Source organism: Bradyrhizobium sp. RD5-C2 (assembly GCF_019972155.1).
Lineage (GTDB): Bacteria > Pseudomonadota > Alphaproteobacteria > Rhizobiales > Xanthobacteraceae > Bradyrhizobium.
The window spans coordinates 240,223-259,846 of the sequence record NZ_BOVL01000007.1 but is presented as its reverse complement, the minus strand read 5'-3'; the positions used below and the strand labels follow the sequence as shown (position 1 = coordinate 259,846).

Sequence of the window (19,624 nt, the reverse complement as noted above, 5' to 3'; positions counted from 1 at the left end):
GGGCGAAATGGCGCACAGGGCCGGGGGGATCCAGTACGCCGCGGCTTCTCAGTTCAAGCACTTCTACCTCTGGAATACCGGATCGCCCGGTCGAGCCGGGCGATGACACCGAGATGAGGTGCGCAGATCACGGCGCGTCGTAGCGAACGAGACCCATCCTCGCCGCCGTCCTGGCGAATGGAGAGAGCCCTGCATGCAAGGCCGGCCCTGTCATGCCCTCACGACAGCTTCCTTCGGCTACGCGCGCGCAATTGCTCGTCGGCCTCCAGGCGGGTCATCGCGAGCAGATGGTCGAGGACGTCGAACTTGTGGCGCTGGGCGAGTTTGGCGAGCTCGGTCGCGGCCGCTGCGATCAGGACCAGGGCGTCATCCGGGCCGCCCTCCCCACCTGGCTCCCCATCTGGCTCGTCGCCCTCCGGTCGCCGTCGGCCGGACCGCTTGGGCTTGCGCCCGCCCCCTGTGCTGCTCAAAAGGCCTAATCCGATTCCTACCCTATATATAAAGAGATACGCCGTTTCCGGGCGCAACTCTAGGACGTATTTTTCAACCCTTGGGATAGAGACTCCACAGCTTGAGCCCTCCCTTCAATATCTGGCGATTTGACACCGACCGCCCCAGCACCCATGTTCGCCCCGACACGGCGGGCCGCGAGTCTAGCGGAACCCACCTTCAAGTTTTCCCATAAGCCATTGGAATGACATGAATATCGTCATTGTGGAGTCGCCTGCCAAGGCCAAGACGATCAACAAATATCTGGGGTCCTCCTACGAGGTCCTGGCGTCGTTTGGCCATGTTCGCGACCTCCCGGCCAAGAATGGTTCGGTCGATCCGGACGCCAATTTCCAGATGATCTGGGAGGTCGATGCCAAGGCCGCCGGCCGGCTGAACGACATCGCCAAGGCGCTCAAGGGGGCCGACCGCCTGATTCTCGCAACCGACCCTGATCGCGAGGGCGAAGCGATCTCCTGGCATGTGCTGGAGGTGATGAAGGAGAAGCGCGCACTGAAGGACCAGAAGGTCGAGCGCGTCGTGTTCAACGCCATCACCAAGCAGGCGGTCACCGACGCCATGAAGGCGCCGCGCCAGATCGATGGCGCGCTGGTCGACGCCTATATGGCGCGACGCGCACTGGACTATCTGGTCGGCTTCACGCTCTCGCCCGTGCTGTGGCGCAAGCTGCCCGGCGCCCGCTCCGCCGGCCGCGTGCAGTCGGTCGCGCTGCGGTTGGTCTGCGACCGCGAGCTCGAGATCGAGAAGTTCGTGCCCCGTGAGTACTGGTCGCTGGTCGCGACGCTGCTGACGCCGCGCGGCGACGCCTTCGAGGCGCGGCTGGTCGGCGCCGACGGCAAGAAGATCGCGCGGCTCGACATCGGCTCCGGCGCGGAAGCCGAGGACTTCAAGAAGGCGATCGAGGCCGCGCTGTTCAAGGTCGCGACCGTCGAGGCCAAGCCGGCGCGGCGCAATCCGCAGGCGCCCTTCACCACCTCGACCCTGCAGCAGGAAGCCAGCCGCAAGCTCGGCTTCGCGCCGGCGCACACCATGCGCATCGCGCAGCGGCTCTATGAGGGCATCGACATCGGCGGCGAGACCACCGGTCTCATCACCTATATGCGAACCGACGGCGTGCAGATCGATCCGTCCGCGATCACCCAGGCCCGCAAGGTGATCGGCGAGGATTACGGCAACGCCTATGTGCCGGATGCCCCGCGCCAGTACCAGGCCAAGGCCAAGAACGCGCAGGAAGCGCACGAAGCGATCCGCCCGACCGATTTGTCGCGTCGCCCGGCCGCCATCGGCCGCAGGCTCGATGCCGACCAGGCGCGGCTCTACGAATTGATCTGGAAGCGCACCATTGCAAGCCAGATGGAATCAGCCGAGCTCGAGCGCACCACCGTCGACATCGAGGCCAAGGCCGGCGCCCGCGTGCTGGAGCTGCGCGCCTCCGGCCAGGTCATCAAGTTCGACGGCTTCCTCGCGCTCTACCAGGAAAGCCGCGACGACGAGGAGGACGAGGATTCACGCCGCCTGCCCGCGATGAGCCAGGGCGAGGCGGTGAAGCGCCAGAGCCTTGCCGTCACCCAGCATTTTACCGAGCCGCCGCCGCGCTTCTCGGAAGCATCATTGGTGAAGCGGATGGAAGAGCTCGGCATCGGCCGTCCTTCGACCTACGCGTCGATCCTGCAGGTGCTGAAGGACCGCGGCTACGTCAAGCTCGAGAAGAAGCGGCTGCACGGCGAGGACAAGGGCCGCGTCGTGGTCGCGTTCCTCGAGAATTTCTTCTCGCGCTACGTGGAGTACGACTTCACCGCCGATCTCGAGGAACAGCTCGATCGCGTCTCCAACAACGAGATCTCCTGGCAGCAGGTGCTGAAGGATTTCTGGAGCGGCTTCACCGGCGCGGTGAACGACATCAAGGACCTGCGCGTCTCCGAGGTGCTCGATGCGCTCGACGAGATGCTCGGCCCGCATATCTATCCGCCGCGCGCGGACGGCGGCGACGTCAGGCAGTGCCCGACCTGCGGCACCGGCCGGCTCAACCTCAAGGCCGGCAAGTTCGGCGCCTTCGTCGGCTGCTCGAACTATCCGGAATGCCGCTACACAAGGCCGCTCGCAGCCGACAGCGCCGAGAGCGCCGATCGCGTGCTCGGCACCGATCCCGACACCGGGTTCGACGTCACGGTGAAGGCCGGCCGGTTCGGCCCCTACATCCAGCTCGGCGAGCAGAAGGATTACGCCGAAGGCGAGAAGCCGAAGCGCGCCGGCATTCCAAAGGGCACCTCGCCTGGCGATGTCGATCTCCAACTGGCGCTGAAGCTGCTGTCGCTGCCGCGCGAGATCGGCAAGCATCCGGAAACCGGCGAGCCGATCACCGCCGGCCTCGGCCGGTTCGGGCCGTTCGTGAAGCACGAGAAGACCTATGCCAGCCTCGAGGCCGGCGACGAGGTGTTCGATATCGGCTTGAACCGCGCCGTCACGCTGATCGCGGAGAAGATCGCCAAGGGCCCGAGCGGCCGCCGCTTCGGCGCCGATCCGGGCAAGCCGCTCGGCGACCACCCGACGCTCGGCGCCGTCGCGCTGAAGAACGGCCGCTACGGCGCCTATGTCGCGGCCGGTGGCGTCAACGCAACGATCCCGAGCGATCGCACCCCGGACGAGATCACGCTTCCGGAAGCGATCGCGCTGATCGACGAGCGCGCGGCCAAGGGCGGCGGCAAGAAGGCCAAGAAGGCGAAGGCGGAAAAGCCTGCCAAGGCCAAGAAAGCCAAATCTGAAAAGACAACGTCTGAAGAGACCGACGGCGACGCCGAGGCCAAGCCTGCGAAGAAGGCAGCGTCGAAGAAGGCGGCTGCGAAGCCGAAAGCGGATGCGACCAGCAAGGCGCGCGCGCCGGTCGCCTCCGGTGCCAAGACCTCGCCCGCAAAGTCATCGGCACCCGCGAAAGCGCCCGCAAAGAAGAGCGCCGGCAAGGCAAGAGGATAAGTGAAACGAAAACCCGACCATGGCTTTCCGGGCCGGGACGCCATCGTCGCCTTCATTCGCGCCAATCCAGGCAAGGTCGGCACCCGCGAGATCGCGCGCGAGTTCGGCCTGAAGAACGCCGACCGCATCGAGTTGAAGCGGATCCTGCGCGAACTCGCCGACGACGGCACGGTCGCCAAGCGCGGCCGCAAAATCCACGAGCCGGCGGCATTGCCGCCGACCGTGCTCGCCGACATCACCGGCCGCGACAGCGACGGCGAGCTGATCGCCACCCCCGCCGAGTGGGACTCGGACAACGGCATCGCCCCGAAAATCCGCATCGAGACGCCGCGGCGGCCGAAGCCCGGCACTACCGCCGGCGTCGGCGACCGCGCGCTGCTCCACGTCGAGGTGACCGACGAGAACGACGACACGCCCTATCGCGGCCGCGTCATCAAGGTGATCGACCACGGGCGCAGTCGCATCCTCGGCATCTTCCGCAAGAACCCCGATGGCGGCGGGCGCCTGATCCCGGTCGACAAGAAGCAGGCCGGGCGCGAGCTCAACATCGCCAAGGCCGACAGCGGCGATGCCGAGGACGGCGACCTCATCAGCGTCGACCTGATCCGCACCCGCGGCTACGGGCTTGCCTCCGCCCGCGTCAAGGAGCGGCTCGGCTCGATCGCGAGCGAGAAGGCGATCAGCCTGATCGCGATCAACACCCACGACATCCCGCAGGTGTTCTCCGCCGCCGCCGTACGCGAATCCGAGGAAGCAAAACCCGCGACCTTGCAGGGCCGCGAGGACTGGCGCGACGTGCCGCTCGTCACCATCGACCCGCCGGACGCGAAGGATCACGACGACGCGGTACATGCCGAAGTCGATTCAGATCCAAACAACAAGGGCGGCTTCATCGTCCACGTCGCGATTGCCGACGTCGCCTTCTATGTGCGGCCCGGCTCGGCGCTCGACCGCGACGCGCTCCAGCGCGGTAACTCGGTGTATTTTCCCGATCGCGTGGTGCCGATGCTGCCCGAGCGGATCTCCAACAATCTCTGCTCGCTGGTGCCGGGCGAGCCGCGCGGTGCGCTCGCGGTGCGCATGGTGATCGGCTCCGACGGCCGCAAGCGCTCGCACACCTTCCATCGCGTGCTGATGCGCTCGGCGGCGAAGCTTGCTTACGCGCAGGCGCAGGCCGCGATCGACGGCAGGCCCGACGACACCACCGGTCCCCTGCTCGATCCGATCCTCAAGCCGCTGTGGTCGGCCTATGAACTCGTCAAGCTCGCACGCAACGAGCGCGATCCGCTCGATCTCGATCTGCCCGAGCGCAAGATCCTGCTGAAGGGCGATGGCACCGTCGATCGGGTGATCGTGCCGCAGCGGCTCGATGCGCACCGGCTGATCGAGGAATTCATGATCCTCGCCAACGTCGCCGCCGCCGAGATGCTGGAGAAGAAGGCGCTGCCGCTGATCTATCGCGTGCACGACGAGCCGAGCCAGGAGAAGGTGCACAACCTCCAGGAATTCCTCAAGACACTCGACCTGCCCTTCACCAAGCAGGGCGCGCTGCGTCCCGCCCAGTTCAACCGTGTGCTGGCACAAGTCTCCGGCGAGGATTACGAGCCGCTGGTCAACGAGGTCGTGCTGCGCTCGCAGGCGCAGGCCGAATACTCCGCCGAGAACTACGGCCATTTCGGCTTGAACCTGCGCCGCTACGCGCACTTCACCTCGCCGATCCGCCGCTACGCCGATCTGATCGTGCATCGCGCACTGATCCGCGCACTCGGCCTTGGCGAAGGTGCCTTGCCGACCGACGAGAGCGTGGAAACGCTGGCCGAGATCGCCGCGCAGATTTCCGTCACCGAGCGCCGCGCGATGAAGGCGGAGCGCGAGACCACCGACCGGCTGATCGCGCATTTCCTCGCCGACAAGGTCGGCGCTTCGTTCCAGGGCCGCATCTCCGGCGTGACGCGCGCCGGCCTGTTCGTGAAGCTCGACGACACCGGCGCCGACGGCCTGATCCCGATCCGCACCATCGGCAGCGAGTATTTCAACTATGACGAAACCCGCCACGCGCTGATCGGCACGCGCAGCGGCGCGATGTATCGGCTCGGCGACGTCGTCGACGTGCGGCTGGTCGAGGCCGCGCCGGTAGCGGGCGCGCTGCGTTTTGAGCTATTATCCGAAGGCCAGACAATTCCGCGCGGCAGAAAACGCGACGGCGTCGGAACCGAGCGCCGCCCCGCGGGATTTGGCAAGGGACCAAATAAAGGACCAAGCAAGGGATCCGCCAAAAAGGCGCACAAGGAACGGAAGGCACGCAACAAGAAGGACCGCAAGCCGGCGAAGCAGAAGTCCGGCAAATCGAAGCGAGGCAAGTCATGGAAGTGACACCGCCGACGGTGGTTTGGACTCGCGACGCTGTGGAGCCCGAGAAGCGCGACGTGTGGACCGCGATGAAGCGCGGGTTCCTCAGCCGTTGTCCGCGTTGCGGAAAAGGCCGGCTGTTCCGCAAGTTTCTCAAATGCGACGGCCATTGCCCGGTCTGCGATCTCGATTTCACCCCGCATCGCGCCGACGATCTGCCCGCTTATCTCGTCATCGTCATCGTCGGCCATATCGTAGTACCGACTGCGCTGTGGATCGAGACCGACTATGCGCCACCGGTGTGGCTGCAACTTGCGATCTATCTGCCGTTCACGCTGTTCGCATCGCTGGCACTGCTGCAGCCGGTGAAGGGAGCCGTGATCGGCTTGCAATGGGCCCTGCGCATGCATGGCTTTGACGAGAATCCCCCTAGCGACATCCCGCCGGTCTAGCTAAACCGGCCACCAAGAAGAAATGAAAGGGATGAAATGACTGAAGCTGCCGCACCCGCCGCCGTCGTCCACCAGGGCGACAAGGAAGCCGATCATCACGCATACTTCCGGCCGAAGGATGCGGCGACGCTGATCCTGATCGATCGCTCCGGCGCCAAGCCGAAGGTGCTGGTCGGCAAGCGCCACGACAAGGTCGTGTTCATGCCCGGCAAGTTCGTCTTCCCCGGCGGCCGCGTCGACAAGGCCGACAACCGCGTGCCGGTCGCGGCTCCAATCACGCCGGAGCTCGAAGCCAATCTGTTGAAGGGCAGCCCGAAGATCACGCCCGGCCGCGCGCGTGCGCTCGCCAACGCCGCGATCCGCGAAGCCTGCGAAGAGACCGGGCTCTGCCTCGGTCGCAAGGTCGAGAAGACGACGAAGCTCGACGGCCCCTGGGCGCCGTTCGCCGATGCTGGTCTGCTGCCCGATCCGTCCGGCCTGTTCCTGATCGCGCGTGCGATCACGCCGCCCGGCCGCGTCCGCCGCTTCGACACGCGCTTCTTCACCGCCGACGCCTCGACGATCGCGCATCGTGTCGAAGGCGTGGTGCATGCCGATGCCGAGCTGGTCGAGCTCGTGTGGGTCGAGATCGGCTCCGAGCCGCTCGCGGACGCGCACGCCATGACCAAGAACGTGCTCGCCGAGCTCGATCGCCGCCTCGCCACCGGCCCGCTTCATCACGACGCGCCGGTGCCGTTCTTCCATTTCTACGGCGGCAAGATGCAGAAGGACGTGCTGGGGGCGTGACCCCAGCACGACAGGACGCAGCGTCAGCTCAGCGCACCGCACTCATCACCGCGGGCAGCATGTGCGCTGCGACCACCCTGTGTCCCTCCGCCGTGAAGTGAATCTGGTCCGGCTGGAGATAATTGCGCAGGACCTCATTCCACCACATCGGGATCACGCGGATGTGCCGGCTGTGCAGCCGAGCCTCGATCGCAGCCAGTTCGGCATTCTGATCTCCCTGCCCGCGTCGACGCGCATTCCAGCCGCCGCCGCGGCGGTCGAGCAGCACGATCCTGGTCCCTTCGGGGACCGCGGAGTCGAGCCGGGCCAGCATGCCCGCGTTGGTATCGCCTGATATCCCCGCGTTGGTCACGTGAACGCTTCGGCCCTTCGCGGCGAGCATCCCCTCGAGCTGGGCCGGCCAGGCTTCCGAACTGCTGACGCCCTTTCCTGCGACGTTGCTGGCGCCGATCGCAACGATCTGCGCCCGCGCCGGGCTTCCAACGCAGAGCACCATCGCGACCAGAACGCCCGCGATCAGCAACAGCCTTCCCGGATAGACCATGTCCCCCTCCCCGATGACAAAGGTGCCGGGTTGAAAATATCCTCTGCTCGTCGCCCAGATTGCAAGATTCTTCTTGAGGACCCTCATGGCGTTGCCGCCCAGCCTCCCTATCTGTTCCGCTAACGACATCAAGAACGGAACGGGGCAATGGCGAAGCGTCAACTCAAGCTCGGCGCATTCATGCGGCCGATCAGCATTCACACCGGCGCCTGGCGCTATCCCGGGGCCTGGCCCGACGCCAATTTCAACTTCGACCACATCAAGACGCTGATCCGCAAGCTCGAGGCCGGCAAGTTCGACGCCTTCTTCATGGCCGACCATCTGGCCGTGCTGAACATGCCGATCGACGCGCTGAAGCGCAGCCACACCGTGACCTCGTTCGAGCCGTTCACGCTGCTGTCGGCACTCGCGGCCGTCACCGAGAATATCGGCCTGATCGCGACCGGCTCGACCACTTTCGATGAGCCCTATCACGTCGCGCGGCGCTTCGCCTCACTCGATCACATCTCCGGCGGCCGCGCCGGCTGGAATATCGTCACCACGTCCAATCCGGACGCGGCGCTGAATTTCGGCCTCGACGATCACATGGAGCACGCCGAGCGCTACAGGCGCGCCCGCGAGTTCTACGATGTCGCGACTGGTCTCTGGGATTCCTTCGCCGACGATGCGTTCGTGCGCGATGTCGAGTCCGGGCTGTTCGTCGATCCCGACAAGATGCATGTGCTCAACCACAAGGGCAAATATCTCTCGGTGCGCGGCCCGCTGAACATCGCCCGCCCCGTGCAGGGCTGGCCGGTCATCGTGCAGGCCGGCGCATCCGACGACGGCAGGCAGCTTGCGGCCGAGACCGCGGAGGCCGTGTTCACCGGCGGCGGCAGCCTTGCGGACGGACAGAAGCTCTATGCCGACATCAAGGGCCGCATGGAGAAGATCGGCCGCGATCCCGAGCATCTGAAGATCCTGCCCGGCGCCTTCGTGGTGGTCGGCGACAGCGTCGAGGAAGCCAAGGAGAAGCGCGCGCTGCTCGACAGCCGCGTGCATTACGACAGCGCGATCGCCTCGCTCTCGGTGGTCCTCGGCACCGATGCGTCCGCCTTCGATCCCGACGGGCAATTGCCGCCGATCCCGGAAACCAATGCCAGCAAGAGCGGCCGGCAACGCCTCGTCGATGTCGCCGCGCGCGACAAGCTCACCGTGCGCCAGCTCGCCCAGCGCGTCGGCGGCTATGGCGGGCTCGCCTTCGTCGGCACGCCGCAGACCATTGCCGACCAGATGGAGGAATGGCTGACCGGCCGCGGCAGCGACGGCTTCAACATCATGTTCCCCTATCTGCCGCAGGGCCTGTTCGAGTTCGTCGACAAGGTGGTGCCGGAACTGCAGAAGCGCGGGATTTACCGCACCGAGTACGAAGGTCGGACCCTGCGCGAGAATTTGGGCCTGCCGCGGCCCAAAAATCAGTTCTTCGGGGGGTAATCGGCCCGGAATCGGGGTGGTTTTGGCTTGGAAATCCTTGACTTTGGGCGGTTTCTGGCTAGTTTCCCGGCCAAACGCGGGCCGATTTGGCCGGCTCCCGATATCCCTGCATTTTCGAGGTTTTGCACATGGCCAAAGCGGTCACCATCAAGGTCAAGCTCGTGTCGACGGCCGATACCGGCTTCTATTACGTAGCCAAAAAGAATTCGCGCACCATGACCGACAAGCTGGTCAAGAAGAAGTACGACCCGGTCGCGCGCAAGCACGTCGAGTTCAAGGAAGCCAAGATCAAGTAAGGTCGCCTGCTTCTGATGTTTCGAACGGGGCCCTCGCGGCCCCGTTTTTGCTTCGTAGCCTAGCGTCATCCCGCATGATTCCCGGACAAGTCCCGGGCGCAGGGCTCAGATGATCGCAAGCTTGGACGAGGGAAACGTCGGCGGCTACTCAGTCGCCTACGGCCGCGAGGACACCTACTTTCCGGTCTATGTCACGGCGGCCCTCGCCGCGATCTTCCTGACCGCGAGCTGGATCACGGGCGCGCTGTATTGGCTGGCGCCGGCGGCGGCCGCAGTCTGCTTCACCTATTACAACATCCCCCTGCTGGAGGCCGGTCGTCCGACCATCGGGGCCAACCAGTACGGCATCTTCATCCAGGCCTTCGGGCTGATCCGCTGGCGCGCCATCACGCACATCGACCTCGTCGAGATCGCCGAGCGCGCGATGACCGTTCACGAATTGCAGATCGCACTCAATGGGCCGCTCGGCAGCGCGCTGGTGGCGGATTGGCGCACGCGGCCGGCCTATCGGCTCTTGATGCGCTTGCCGTGGCGCATGGACCACCGCGGCGTGGTCCGCGTCAGTCTCGAGCCATTCGATCGGACGCCCGACGAAATCCACCGGACGTTCCTCAGGATGTGGCGCTACTACCGGAGCTAGCCCTTGAACGCCTCATCGCGCAGATGCGCGTCAGCGATACGCGCATCCGGATTGTGTGTGATGGTCATGAACCAAATGAGGCTGAAGAACAGCGACCACGCTGTGTTCCAATAGAACCAGTTCATCGGATCACCTCGAACAGCTTTGATCCGCGCCAGCCGGCGATCGCCGGCTTGCGCGGAATGCCGCCAAGTCTACTGCACGACCTCGCCGTGCAGTGCCAGATCCAACCCTTCGCGCTCGATGTCGCGCGTCACGCGAAGCCCGACGAAGAGATTGATCACGAACAGGATGATCAGGCTCACGACGGCATCATACACGAAAACCGTCGCGACGCCGATGCATTGATTGATGAACTGCCCGGGATTTCCCTCCAGAACGCCGGCCGTACCACCATACTGCTCGACCGCGAACACCCCGGTCAGCAGCGCCCCGACGATGCCGCCGAGGGCATGGACACCGAAGCAGTCCAGCGCGTCATCGTAGCTGAACATGCGCTTCAAGCCGGTGCATCCCCAGTAGCAGCAGACGCCGGCGGCGATGCCGATCGCAAACGCGCCGACCGGCCCGACGAAACCGGAGGCCGGCGTGATCGCGACGAGGCCCGCAACGGCCCCCGAGCAGATGCCGACGACGGTCGGCTTGCCCTTCAACGCCCACTCCACCAGCATCCAGGTGAAGCCCGCCACTGCGGTCGCGATCTGGGTCACCAGCATGGCCATGCCCGCCTGCATTCCGGCGGTGACGGCGGAGCCGGCGTTGAAGCCGAACCAGCCGACCCACAGCAGCGAGGCGCCGATGAAGGTCAGCACCATGTTGTGCGCCGGCCCGGTCTCGACGCGCTTGCCGAGCATGATGGCGCACATCAGGCCCGCCACCCCGGCATTGATGTGCACCACCGTGCCGCCGGCGAAATCGAGAACCTTGACATACGCAGCGTCGTTGCCCGCCGAGAAGATCCCGTCGGGCCCCCAGACCCAGTGCGCGATCGGGGCATACACGAAGATCGCCCACAGCCCGATGAACCAGAGCATCGCCGAGAACTTCATCCGCTCGGCAAACGCGCCGGCAATCAGCGCCGGCGTGATGATGGCGAACGTCATCTGGAAGCAGATGTAGACGGACTCAGGAATGGTCGCGGCGAGTGGATTGGGATTACCGATGCCACCCTTGCCGATGTCGCTCAGAATGTCCTTGAGGAACAGGCGATCCAGACCGCCGATGAACGGCGTGCCGGCACGAAACGCCAGGCTGTAGGTGACGACGGCAAACAGGATCGTGACCAGGCAGGTCACGGCGAAGCTGGTCATCACGGTGTCGCCCACATTCTTCTTGCGCACCATGCCGCCATAGAACAGGCCGAGCCCCGGGATCGTCATCATCAGGACGAGCGCGACTGACGTGAGCATCCAGGCGGTGTCGCCGGAATTCGGCGTGCACTTCTCGAGGATCTTGCCGCCGCAGGCCGGCGGCGCCGCCGCATCCTCAGCCAGCGCAAGGTTGCTGAACAACAGGCAAAGAAACGCCACTCCCAGCAAAGCAACCACGATTCTCACGAGCTTCGGGCGCGTGTATGTCGCAGACTCCATCATCGTCCTCCCATCACAAGAAACATCGGTGTTCGGAATGGATGCAGCGCGTTCCGCGCGTCGGCGCCGAAGTCGTCGCGGCGTCAGACCGGACGCGAGGCACAAGGGCCTGCTGCTCGGCGGCGCGGCGAAGGCCGTGGTGCGCGGATGGCTGGAGAATGACGGCGACTAGCCTCATCGCGGCCAGCCCTTCCCATGGGTCCCCAGGCCGGAACCTCAACGACAGGTTCCGGCACGATTTCTAGCCAAATTGAAACAAGATTCGTGCCACGAACGCGTACCGCGTAACGTTTTGAAAGCACTGCTACTTCGATCTGCGGCCGGAACGGCTTCGCGCTCCATTGCACGTTCCAGGAGCAAACGATCGATGGAAAAATAGGCAGCGACCGGCGACTGCCCTCGCATGGGGCAGTCGCCGGTCGCCGGAATCGGAAGCTAAGCGGTCTTGAGCAATGGCGGCTGCGCTGGCCGGATCAGCGCGAACGCGACCTGGATGATGCCGCCGGCAAGACCGAGCGCGACGCCGATCCGCCAGGCCATGGTGTAGGAGCCGAGCGAGTCGTAGATCACCCCTCCGCCATAAGCGCCGAGGAAGCTGCCGACCTGGTGGCTCATGAAGGCAAGGCCCTGGATCATCGCCTGCCAGCGCAGACCGAACATCTCGGCCACCGCGCCCGCGACCAGCGGACCGACGCCCATCCAGAGGAAGCCCATGATGGCACCGAACAGCAAGGTCGAGCCCGGCGTTGCCGGCAGCATGAAGTACCAGGCGAGCGCCAGCGAGCGCAGGATGTAGATGCCACCAAGCAGCGCGAGCTTGTTCCAGCGCTGGCCGGCCCAGCCGAAGAACAGCGAGCCCAGCACGTTGAAGCCGCCGATCATGCCGAGCGTCTGCGCGCTCAGCATCGGATCGAGCCCGCAGATCGCCAGATACGACGGCAGATGCGTGGTGAGGAAGACGAGCTGCATGCCGCAGACCATGTAAGCGCAGGTCATCACCACGAACGACGCGTTGCCGAACGCGGTCTTGGCCGCGGTCGCCGCCGTGGCGTTGCCGATATCATCGGCCGCGGGCTTCGGCAGCGGAATCTTGTCGACGCGACCGGCGTACAACGCGGCTGGAATCATCCCGATCGACAGGATGACGAATCCGGCAAGCCCGACGCGCCAGCCGAACCCTTCATTGAGCATCTGGCCGATCGGCGCCGACAGCAGTGCACCGAGCGAGCCCGCGGCCGAGACCATCCCGAGCACGGTCGAGCGCACCGTCTCCGACACCGCGCGCGCCGCGACCGACATCGCGATCGCATTCGCGGTGCAGGCGAGCGAAAGGCCGATCAGCACACCGGCGCCGATCATGATGGCGACGAGGCCATGCGCCGTCGTCATCAGCACGAGGCCCGCGATGTAGGCCAGCGCACCGACCACCATGATCGGGCGGAAGCCGTAGCGCACCGTCATCGCGCCCGCGAACGGCTGCAGGAAGCCCCAGGCCAGGTTCTGCACGGCCAGCGCCAACGTAAAATGCGACACCGAAATCCCGATGTCGTGCGTCAGCGGCTGCATGAAGATGCCAAGGCTCTGCCGCAGCCCCATGCTCAGCGTGAGCATGATGGAGGCGCCGATCAGAATGGGAAGCGTGGGACGCAGGACCTGCAACAGGGGCATTGTTCTTATTCTCCCATGACGGCGCGGCACGAGTGCCACGGCCTGCGATTCACGCATGTTTTGGTTACACAGACCTGTGTACTTAGGCTATACAGGGGGCCAACTGTCAAGCGAAGAGGATCACCGCCGGCGCATGGCTTCCCCGCCTCCCAAACAGACCATGAAAGAGCGGATCCTCGAGACCGCCGACAAGCTGTTCTACCTGCAGGGCATTCGCGCCATCGGCGTCGACACCATCGCGGCCGAGATCGGCATCAGCAAACGCACCCTCTACAATCATTTCCCGTCCAAGGACGCGCTGATCGAGGCCTATCTGCAGCGCCGCTTCGTGCAGCCGCGCCCCTCCGACAGACCGCCGGCCGAGCAGATTCTCGCAACCTTCGATTCGCTGGAGCGGCGCTTCTCGGCGAAGGATTTTCGCGGCTGTCCGTTCGTGAACGCGGTCGCCGAGCTCGGGCCGGACGACGAGGACCGTACCGTGCGCAACATCGCCATCGCCTTCAAGGAAAGCCGCCGGATCTGGTTTCGCGATCTGCTGCGGCAGCTTGGCGTCGCGGAGGCCGAGGCACTTGCGACCCAGCTGACGCTGCTGGTCGACGGCTCGATCGCGCAGGACCTGGTGCGCGACGATCCGGCCATGGCGCGCGCGGCCAAGGAAGCCGCCCGCGTGCTGCTGGCGAATGCGGGCGTCAAGGTCGGCGGCCCGGCGCCTGCGGACAACAAGCGCACTGGATAAATCCGGTTGCGTACACAAGTCCGGTTTGGTTGGTAGCGTGACGGCACGCGACGGCATACCGATTGGATATTCCGTCCGGCGAGATTGACGACCGCGCGACAACCTGCGGCACAACTGGGGAACAACCATGGAAGATCTGAAGGTGACGGCCACCGGCTACGATCTCGCGCCGGCGCGCGCCGCCATGCAGCGCTATATCGACAACGATCTGCTGTCCGGAATCTCCTGGTCGGTTCTGGTCGGGCGCGACATCGCCGACACGGGCTGCGTCGGATGGGCCGACAAGGAAGCGCAGACCCCGCTGCGCACCGACCACATCTTCCGGGTGTTCTCCAACACCAAGCTGATCACTTCCTGCGCGGCGCTATTGCTGTTCGAGGATGGCCGCTTCCAGCTCGACGATCCGATCGAGAAATTCATCCCGCAGCTCCGCAACCGCAAGGTCCTGCTGAAAGGCGCGACGTCGATCGATCAGACCGAGCCCGCGAAGAGTTCGATCACCATCCGCCAATTGCTCAGCCACAGCGCCGGCCTGAGCTACGGTTTCTTCGATCCCGGCACAGTCATCTTCAAGGCGCTCAACGAGCGCGGCGTGCACAATCCCAACACGACCCTGGCTGAAATGGTCGACGTCCTGGCCGATTTGCCGCTGATCTATCAGCCGGGCACCTCGTGGGAATATTCGCTTGCGATCGACGTGGTGGCACGCCTGGTGGAAGTGGTCAGCGGCCAGACCTTCGACAAGTTCATCAAGGCGCGCATCCTCGATCCGCTCGGCATGGTCGATACCGGCTTCGTCGTTCCGGAAAGAGATCACGGCCGGCTCGTCGCCTATTACGCCGGCGCCGATCTGATGGAGCCGATGAAGCCGGGGCTGACCCGCACCGACAATGCGCCGTTCCCCGGCGCCTATCTGCGCCCGGTCGCCAGGCTCAATGGCGGCGGCGGCCTGGTCTCGACGATGCCCGACATGGTCGCGTTGATCCGCAGCCTGCTGCCCGGCGGACCGACGCTGCTGAAGCCGGACACGATCGCAATGTTGATGTCCAACCAGCTGCCCGAAGGACAGTGGATCCGCTTCGCGATGATGGGCGAGCAACCCGGCAAGGCGCACGGACTTGCCGGTGGCCTGATCCTCACCCCCTCGCCGATCGATCATCCCGACGCGGCCGGCGAATTCTACTGGGGCGGCGTCGCGGGCACGCAGTGGTGGATTTCGCCGAAGACCGGGATGGCCGGCGTCATGATGGCGCAGCGCCAGATGGCGTTCGTCCATCCGTTCTCGTTCGAGTTCAAGCGGCTGGCCTATGACGCGGTAAAGCGCGGGCGGTAGGACAGCTCCTCCAGTGCTGGGTCACCCTCGCGAGAACGGGCGACCCAGCCCTCACCGTTGGCCCTGCTGCGGAAACGTCTTTTCGAGATCGGGCTCACCGCTGGCCTTCTGCGCGCCGAAATGATCGGCGAGCTGGCCGCTGTCGAAACTGTCCGTAAAACTCTCGCGCACTTCCGGCAGCATGTCCTTGTTCCACTCGGTCCATTCGGCGACCATGCGGTCGTAGATGTCACGGTGCCGATCCCTGAGATTGGCGCGCTCCAGCGGATCGGCCACGACATTGAACAGGAAGGACTTGTCGAGCATCTTGAGGATCTTCCAATCGCCGTCACGCGCCGCACGCTGCGCATTCGCCTTGTAGCGCCAGAACAGCTTGCGCGGTACCGGCGCCGGATTGGCGGTGAGTACGGGCAGCAGGTTCATGCCGTCCGACGGGTACGCTGGATCCGGCGCCCCGCCCGCGGCGGCCAGCAGCGTTGGCAGCCAGTCCATGCTGGCCATGACCTGCTCATGCGTCCGGCCTGCGGATATCCTGCCGGGCCAGCGGATCACGGCCGGGATGCGCAGCCCCCCTTCCAGCAGCTCGGTCTTGCGGCCTGTGAAAGGCCAGGTGTTCGAGAAGCGCTCACCGCCGTTGTCGCTGGTGAAGACCACGATGGTGTCGTCGACAATGCCCTTCGTCTCGAGGGTGCGCAGGATGCGGCCGATCTGGGCATCCATCGCCTGAACCATCCGTCGATAGGTCGCGAGCGAGCCGCCGTCGAAGTCGAACAGCGACTTCGCCGCGAGACGCTGCGACTCCGCCTCATCGCCCGGCGCCTCCCACGGCCAGTGCGGCGCGTTGAAATGCAGACTGAGGAAGAACGGCTGCCTGGCCTTGGCATACCCCTCGATGACGCTGATCGCGCGATCGCCGAACAGCTCCGTCGAATAGCCGACCTTGTGGATCGGCATGTCGTCGTCCCACAGGTCGTCGTGATGATCCGGCCCCTGGTGCGCGTAATAGTCCAGCGCGCCGCCGCGAAAGCCGTAGAAGTGATCGTAGCCGCTCTGCAACGGGCCGAATTTCGGCAGTTCTCCCATATGCCATTTGCCGACCAGCGTCGTGCCGTAGCCGAGCTTCTTCAGCAGCGAGGGGATGGTCGGCATCTCCGGCGGCAGACCGACGGTTTTGCCGGCGCCGGCGAGCGGCTCTTCCAACCCGAGGCGAAGCCGATATTGATAGCGGCCGGTGATCAGCGCGGTGCGCGTCGCCGAACAGACCGCCGAATTGGCATAGGCCTGAAGGAAACGCAGACCGCCCGCGGCGATCCGGTCGATATTCGGCGTGTGCATCTCGGACGGGCCGTAGCACGATAGATCCGCATATCCGAGATCGTCGGCGAGGATGAAGATGATGTTCGGCTGCTTCGGCGGCGTCCGTGCGAATGCCCCCTGCTGCCCGAGAGCCAGCGTGACGGACGTTGCGGCTGCCGAGTTGATCAATTTCCGGCGGGTCATTTTGGGCATCGAGACCTCCCACATTGCATGGCAGCGAGCGTAGGAGGCCCCGTGGCGCCCATCAATTGCTCTTGAACCGGCGTTCCGGAGAGTGGAACGTGAGGATGTAGAGACATCCCCACCGGCGACGGAAGAGCTAAGAGATGGAGCAAGATGCGGTCAGGGCCTTGTCACGCGGCCTCGGTGTTCTGGACGCACTCGAGACGCGTGACGCGATGGCACTGCGCGACTTGCATCGGATCACGAGGCTCCCGAAGCCGACCCTGCTGCGCCTGCTGTCGACGCTCGAACGCCACGGCTATGTCAGCCAGCGGCTGGCCGATGGCTGTTGGCGACGCACGTCGCGGGGACGTTTGTCGGCAGCTTCCGAGGCAAAGGAGCAGTTGCTCGATTGCAGCACGGCGGTGCTGCACGACCTGTGCCGCGACGTCATATGGCCGTCGGACGTCGGCGTCTATCGCGACGGTACAATGGAGATCATCGAGAGCAATCGCGCCCTCACCCCGCTGCCGATCGCCCGGGTGCCCATCGGGCTGCGCGTCTCGTTGCTGGGGTCCGGCCTCGGCCGTGCCTGGCTTGCGTATTGCGGCGACGCAGAAAGGCGGCAGGCGATCGCCGACGCCTGTCACGTAGCGGACCGGAGCACACGCGCTGGCGCCGGACTCCGCCGGAACATCGAGGCCGTCCTCGAACACACCCGACAAAAGGGCTATGGCTGCCGGGCCGCAACCGGTGTCTCCGCGCCGGCGGGACAGGGCGACATCGGCATTGCGGTGCCAATCCTCAGTACTGGGCGCCTGCTTGGCTGCGTCAATATCGTGTGGCGATCGACGGCGATGAGTGAGGCCGTATTCGCCGGCCGCTATCTGCCGCGTCTGCAGCAGGCAGCCGCGGCGATCGGCGCGCAGATATCGGCATCATAGCGCCGATGGAGCGAAGCGAAATCCGGGAAAGTTCTAATTACGCCGCCGCTGAAACCACGCGGTTGCGGCCGTCGTGCTTGGCGCGATAGAGCGCAGTGTCGGCGCGCTTGAGCACGTCGGTGACCTGCTCGCCCTTGCGCTCCAGCGTGGTCAGCCCGATCGAGATCGTGACCGTGATCCGCTTGCCGCCCTTCTCGACGGCAAACGGCTCGCCCGCGATCGAGCGGCGCAGCCGCTCGGCAACCATGCCGGCGACATGCAGGTCCGTCTCCGGCATTACGATCACGAACTCCTCGCCGCCATAGCGGCAGGCGAGATCGATGCCGCGGATCGACTTGCGGATGCGAACGGCGAATTCGCGCAGCACGTCGTCGCCGGCGTCGTGGCCGTAGGTGTCGTTGATCGCCTTGAAGTAGTCGATGTCGAGGATCATCAGCGCCAGCGGCTTGCCGCGGATCGAGGCCTGCTCCGCAAGGGTCGCGAGATGACTCTCCATGTAGCGCCGGTTATTGAGGCCGGTCAGCGCATCCGTGATCGCCATCTCGATCGAGTTCTGCACGTTGTCGCGCAGATGATCGGTGTAGCGGCGGCGGCGGATCTGGGTGCGCGCCCGCGCCAGCAGTTCGTTCTTGTCGACCGGACGCAGCAGATAGTCGTTGACGCCGATCTCGAGCCCGCGCATCAGCCGCGCGTTGTTGTCGGCATCCGAGACCGCGAGGATCGGCACCTGGCGCGTACGCTCCAGCGAGCGGGCTTGGCTGCACAGCCGCAGGCCATCGAAATTGTCGAGGCTGAGCGACACGATCAGGAGATCGTAATTGCCCTCGGCGGCGTGGAACAAGGCTTCCGCCGGATTGGTCTCGACGTCGACGGTGTGTTCGGCGGACAGAATCGGCGCCAGCTTCTCGTAGGACGACGGCCGGTCGTCGACCAGCAGGATACGGCCGCCGGTGCCACGGTCGGCGATCGCGCTGCGCTCGGGCGCCTGCATGCCGATCTCGAGCGAGGTGATGGCGCGCATACGCAGCTCATCGGTCATCATCTTCAGCCGCGTCAGCGAGCGCACGCGCGCGATCAGCACGACGTCGGACACCGGCTTGGTCAGGAAGTCATCGGCGCCGGCTTCGAGGCCGCGCACGCGATCCGCAGGACTGTCGAGCGCGGTGACGATGACGACGGGGATGAAGTGGGTCGCCGGATTCGACTTCAAGCGGCGGCAGACCTCGAAGCCGTCCATATCAGGCATCATGACGTCGAGCAGGATGATGTCGCATTCGGCGCGCGCGCAGATGTCCAGCGCCTCGGTCCCGTTGGAAGCGGTCAGCACATCGAAATATTCGGCTGACAGCCGGGCTTCCAACAGCTTGACGTTCGCCGGAACATCATCGACGACGAGGATACGCGCGGACATGGCACCACAACTCCCCTATCCGATAAAGCGTCGGACAGTCTCAATAAATTTGCCGACCGAGATCGGCTTGGACAAATAGGCTTCGCAGCCGCCCTCGCGGATGCGTTCTTCGTCGCCCTTCATGGCGAAGGCGGTGACCGCGACCACCGGAATCGTGCGCAGATCGGGATCGTCCTTGATCCAGCGCGTGACCTCCAGGCCGGAGACCTGGGGCAGTTGAATATCCATCAGGATGAGATCGGGGCGCAGCTTGCGGACGAGATCAAGCGCTTCGAAGCCATTGCTGGTGCCCGAAGTCTGATAGCCATGCGCTTCCAACAGATCGCGAAAGAGCTTCATATTGAGCTCGTTGTCCTCCACGATCAGGACGGTTTTGGCCATCCCGTCCCTCCCAGACTTAGGAAACAGGCTCGGCTGCGGCACCTCACGCACCGCGCGCGGAGC

18 protein-coding genes are annotated in these 19,624 nt (G+C 65.1%); 10 read left to right on the top strand and 8 right to left on the bottom strand.

Going from position 1 to position 19,624, the window contains the following annotated elements:
• Positions 1-218: 218 nt before the first annotated feature.
• Positions 219-470: a hypothetical protein gene (locus BraRD5C2_RS06770; protein WP_223967522.1), complete on the bottom strand. Its 252-nt coding sequence runs from the start codon at positions 468-470 to the stop codon at positions 219-221.
• Between the two features lie 229 nt (positions 471-699).
• Here BraRD5C2_RS06770 and topA point away from each other — a divergent pair, with 229 nt between their 5' ends.
• Genes topA through BraRD5C2_RS06750 form a run of 4 tightly spaced genes read left to right on the top strand, consistent with a single transcriptional unit; the run spans position 700 to position 7,067 of the window.
• The gene (gene topA, locus BraRD5C2_RS06765; RefSeq protein ID WP_223967521.1) at positions 700-3,480 is read left to right on the top strand and encodes a type I DNA topoisomerase; all 2,781 of its coding nucleotides are present in this window, start codon (positions 700-702) and stop codon (positions 3,478-3,480) included.
• A complete protein-coding gene (rnr, locus tag BraRD5C2_RS06760) occupies positions 3,481-5,853 on the top strand; it encodes a ribonuclease R (protein WP_223967520.1) in 2,373 nt (790 codons plus the stop codon).
• Entirely contained in the window at positions 5,844-6,281 is a 438-nt protein-coding gene (locus BraRD5C2_RS06755) for a DUF983 domain-containing protein (protein WP_223967519.1), read from the top strand. Before rnr ends, BraRD5C2_RS06755 begins: the two co-directional genes overlap by 10 nt.
• Before the next feature lie 36 nt (positions 6,282-6,317).
• A complete protein-coding gene (locus BraRD5C2_RS06750; RefSeq protein WP_223967518.1) occupies positions 6,318-7,067 on the top strand; it encodes an NUDIX hydrolase in 750 nt (249 codons plus the stop codon).
• Positions 7,068-7,095: 28 nt separating this feature from the next.
• On the opposite strand, the gene BraRD5C2_RS06745 is transcribed toward BraRD5C2_RS06750, so the two are convergent.
• Positions 7,096-7,611 carry an SGNH/GDSL hydrolase family protein gene (locus BraRD5C2_RS06745; protein WP_223967517.1) on the bottom strand — a complete coding sequence of 172 codons (516 nt, stop codon included), beginning with the start codon at positions 7,609-7,611 and terminating at the stop codon, positions 7,096-7,098.
• A 147-nt stretch (positions 7,612-7,758) separates the two neighbouring features.
• Between BraRD5C2_RS06745 and BraRD5C2_RS06740 the strand changes: the two genes are divergently transcribed.
• From BraRD5C2_RS06740 to BraRD5C2_RS06730, 3 genes are all read left to right on the top strand, one after another.
• Positions 7,759-9,084: an LLM class flavin-dependent oxidoreductase gene (locus tag BraRD5C2_RS06740; RefSeq protein ID WP_223967516.1), complete on the top strand. Its 1,326-nt coding sequence runs from the start codon at positions 7,759-7,761 to the stop codon at positions 9,082-9,084.
• Positions 9,085-9,212: 128 nt separating this feature from the next.
• Entirely contained in the window at positions 9,213-9,380 is a 168-nt protein-coding gene (gene rpmG / locus BraRD5C2_RS06735) for a 50S ribosomal protein L33 (RefSeq protein WP_018271988.1), read from the top strand.
• A gap of 109 nt (positions 9,381-9,489) precedes the next feature.
• The gene (locus tag BraRD5C2_RS06730) at positions 9,490-10,020 is read left to right on the top strand and encodes a hypothetical protein (RefSeq protein ID WP_223967515.1); all 531 of its coding nucleotides are present in this window, start codon (positions 9,490-9,492) and stop codon (positions 10,018-10,020) included.
• On the opposite strand, the gene BraRD5C2_RS39375 is transcribed toward BraRD5C2_RS06730, so the two are convergent.
• From BraRD5C2_RS39375 to BraRD5C2_RS06720, 3 genes are all read right to left on the bottom strand, one after another.
• Entirely contained in the window at positions 10,017-10,145 is a 129-nt protein-coding gene (locus BraRD5C2_RS39375; protein WP_263009972.1) for a hypothetical protein, read from the bottom strand. The two genes, BraRD5C2_RS06730 and BraRD5C2_RS39375, sit on opposite strands and share 4 nt — an antisense overlap.
• 69 nt (positions 10,146-10,214) lie before the next feature.
• Positions 10,215-11,612 carry an ammonium transporter gene (locus BraRD5C2_RS06725; protein ID WP_275945286.1) on the bottom strand — a complete coding sequence of 466 codons (1,398 nt, stop codon included), beginning with the start codon at positions 11,610-11,612 and terminating at the stop codon, positions 10,215-10,217.
• Between the two features lie 432 nt (positions 11,613-12,044).
• Positions 12,045-13,277, bottom strand: coding sequence for an MFS transporter (locus BraRD5C2_RS06720; RefSeq protein WP_223967514.1), 1,233 nt, complete (start codon positions 13,275-13,277; stop codon positions 12,045-12,047).
• A 133-nt stretch (positions 13,278-13,410) separates the two neighbouring features.
• Between BraRD5C2_RS06720 and BraRD5C2_RS06715 the strand changes: the two genes are divergently transcribed.
• Both BraRD5C2_RS06715 and BraRD5C2_RS06710 read left to right on the top strand, forming a co-directional pair.
• Positions 13,411-14,013 carry a TetR/AcrR family transcriptional regulator gene (locus tag BraRD5C2_RS06715; RefSeq protein WP_223967513.1) on the top strand — a complete coding sequence of 201 codons (603 nt, stop codon included), beginning with the start codon at positions 13,411-13,413 and terminating at the stop codon, positions 14,011-14,013.
• Between the two features lie 127 nt (positions 14,014-14,140).
• Positions 14,141-15,346 carry a serine hydrolase domain-containing protein gene (locus BraRD5C2_RS06710; protein ID WP_223967512.1) on the top strand — a complete coding sequence of 402 codons (1,206 nt, stop codon included), beginning with the start codon at positions 14,141-14,143 and terminating at the stop codon, positions 15,344-15,346.
• 51 nt (positions 15,347-15,397) lie between these two features.
• On the opposite strand, the gene BraRD5C2_RS06705 is transcribed toward BraRD5C2_RS06710, so the two are convergent.
• Entirely contained in the window at positions 15,398-16,855 is a 1,458-nt protein-coding gene (locus BraRD5C2_RS06705; RefSeq protein WP_223967511.1) for a sulfatase family protein, read from the bottom strand.
• Positions 16,856-16,989: 134 nt separating this feature from the next.
• Here BraRD5C2_RS06705 and BraRD5C2_RS06700 point away from each other — a divergent pair, with 134 nt between their 5' ends.
• Positions 16,990-17,769, top strand: coding sequence for a helix-turn-helix domain-containing protein (locus tag BraRD5C2_RS06700; RefSeq protein WP_223967510.1), 780 nt, complete (start codon positions 16,990-16,992; stop codon positions 17,767-17,769).
• Between the two features lie 37 nt (positions 17,770-17,806).
• Here BraRD5C2_RS06700 and BraRD5C2_RS06695 read toward each other — a convergent pair whose 3' ends face one another.
• Positions 17,807-19,180, bottom strand: a complete 1,374-nt coding sequence (locus BraRD5C2_RS06695) for a PleD family two-component system response regulator (protein WP_212318641.1) — start codon at positions 19,178-19,180, stop codon at positions 17,807-17,809.
• A gap of 15 nt (positions 19,181-19,195) precedes the next feature.
• A complete protein-coding gene (locus BraRD5C2_RS06690; RefSeq protein WP_016845968.1) occupies positions 19,196-19,561 on the bottom strand; it encodes a response regulator in 366 nt (121 codons plus the stop codon).
• Positions 19,562-19,624 lie beyond the last annotated feature (63 nt).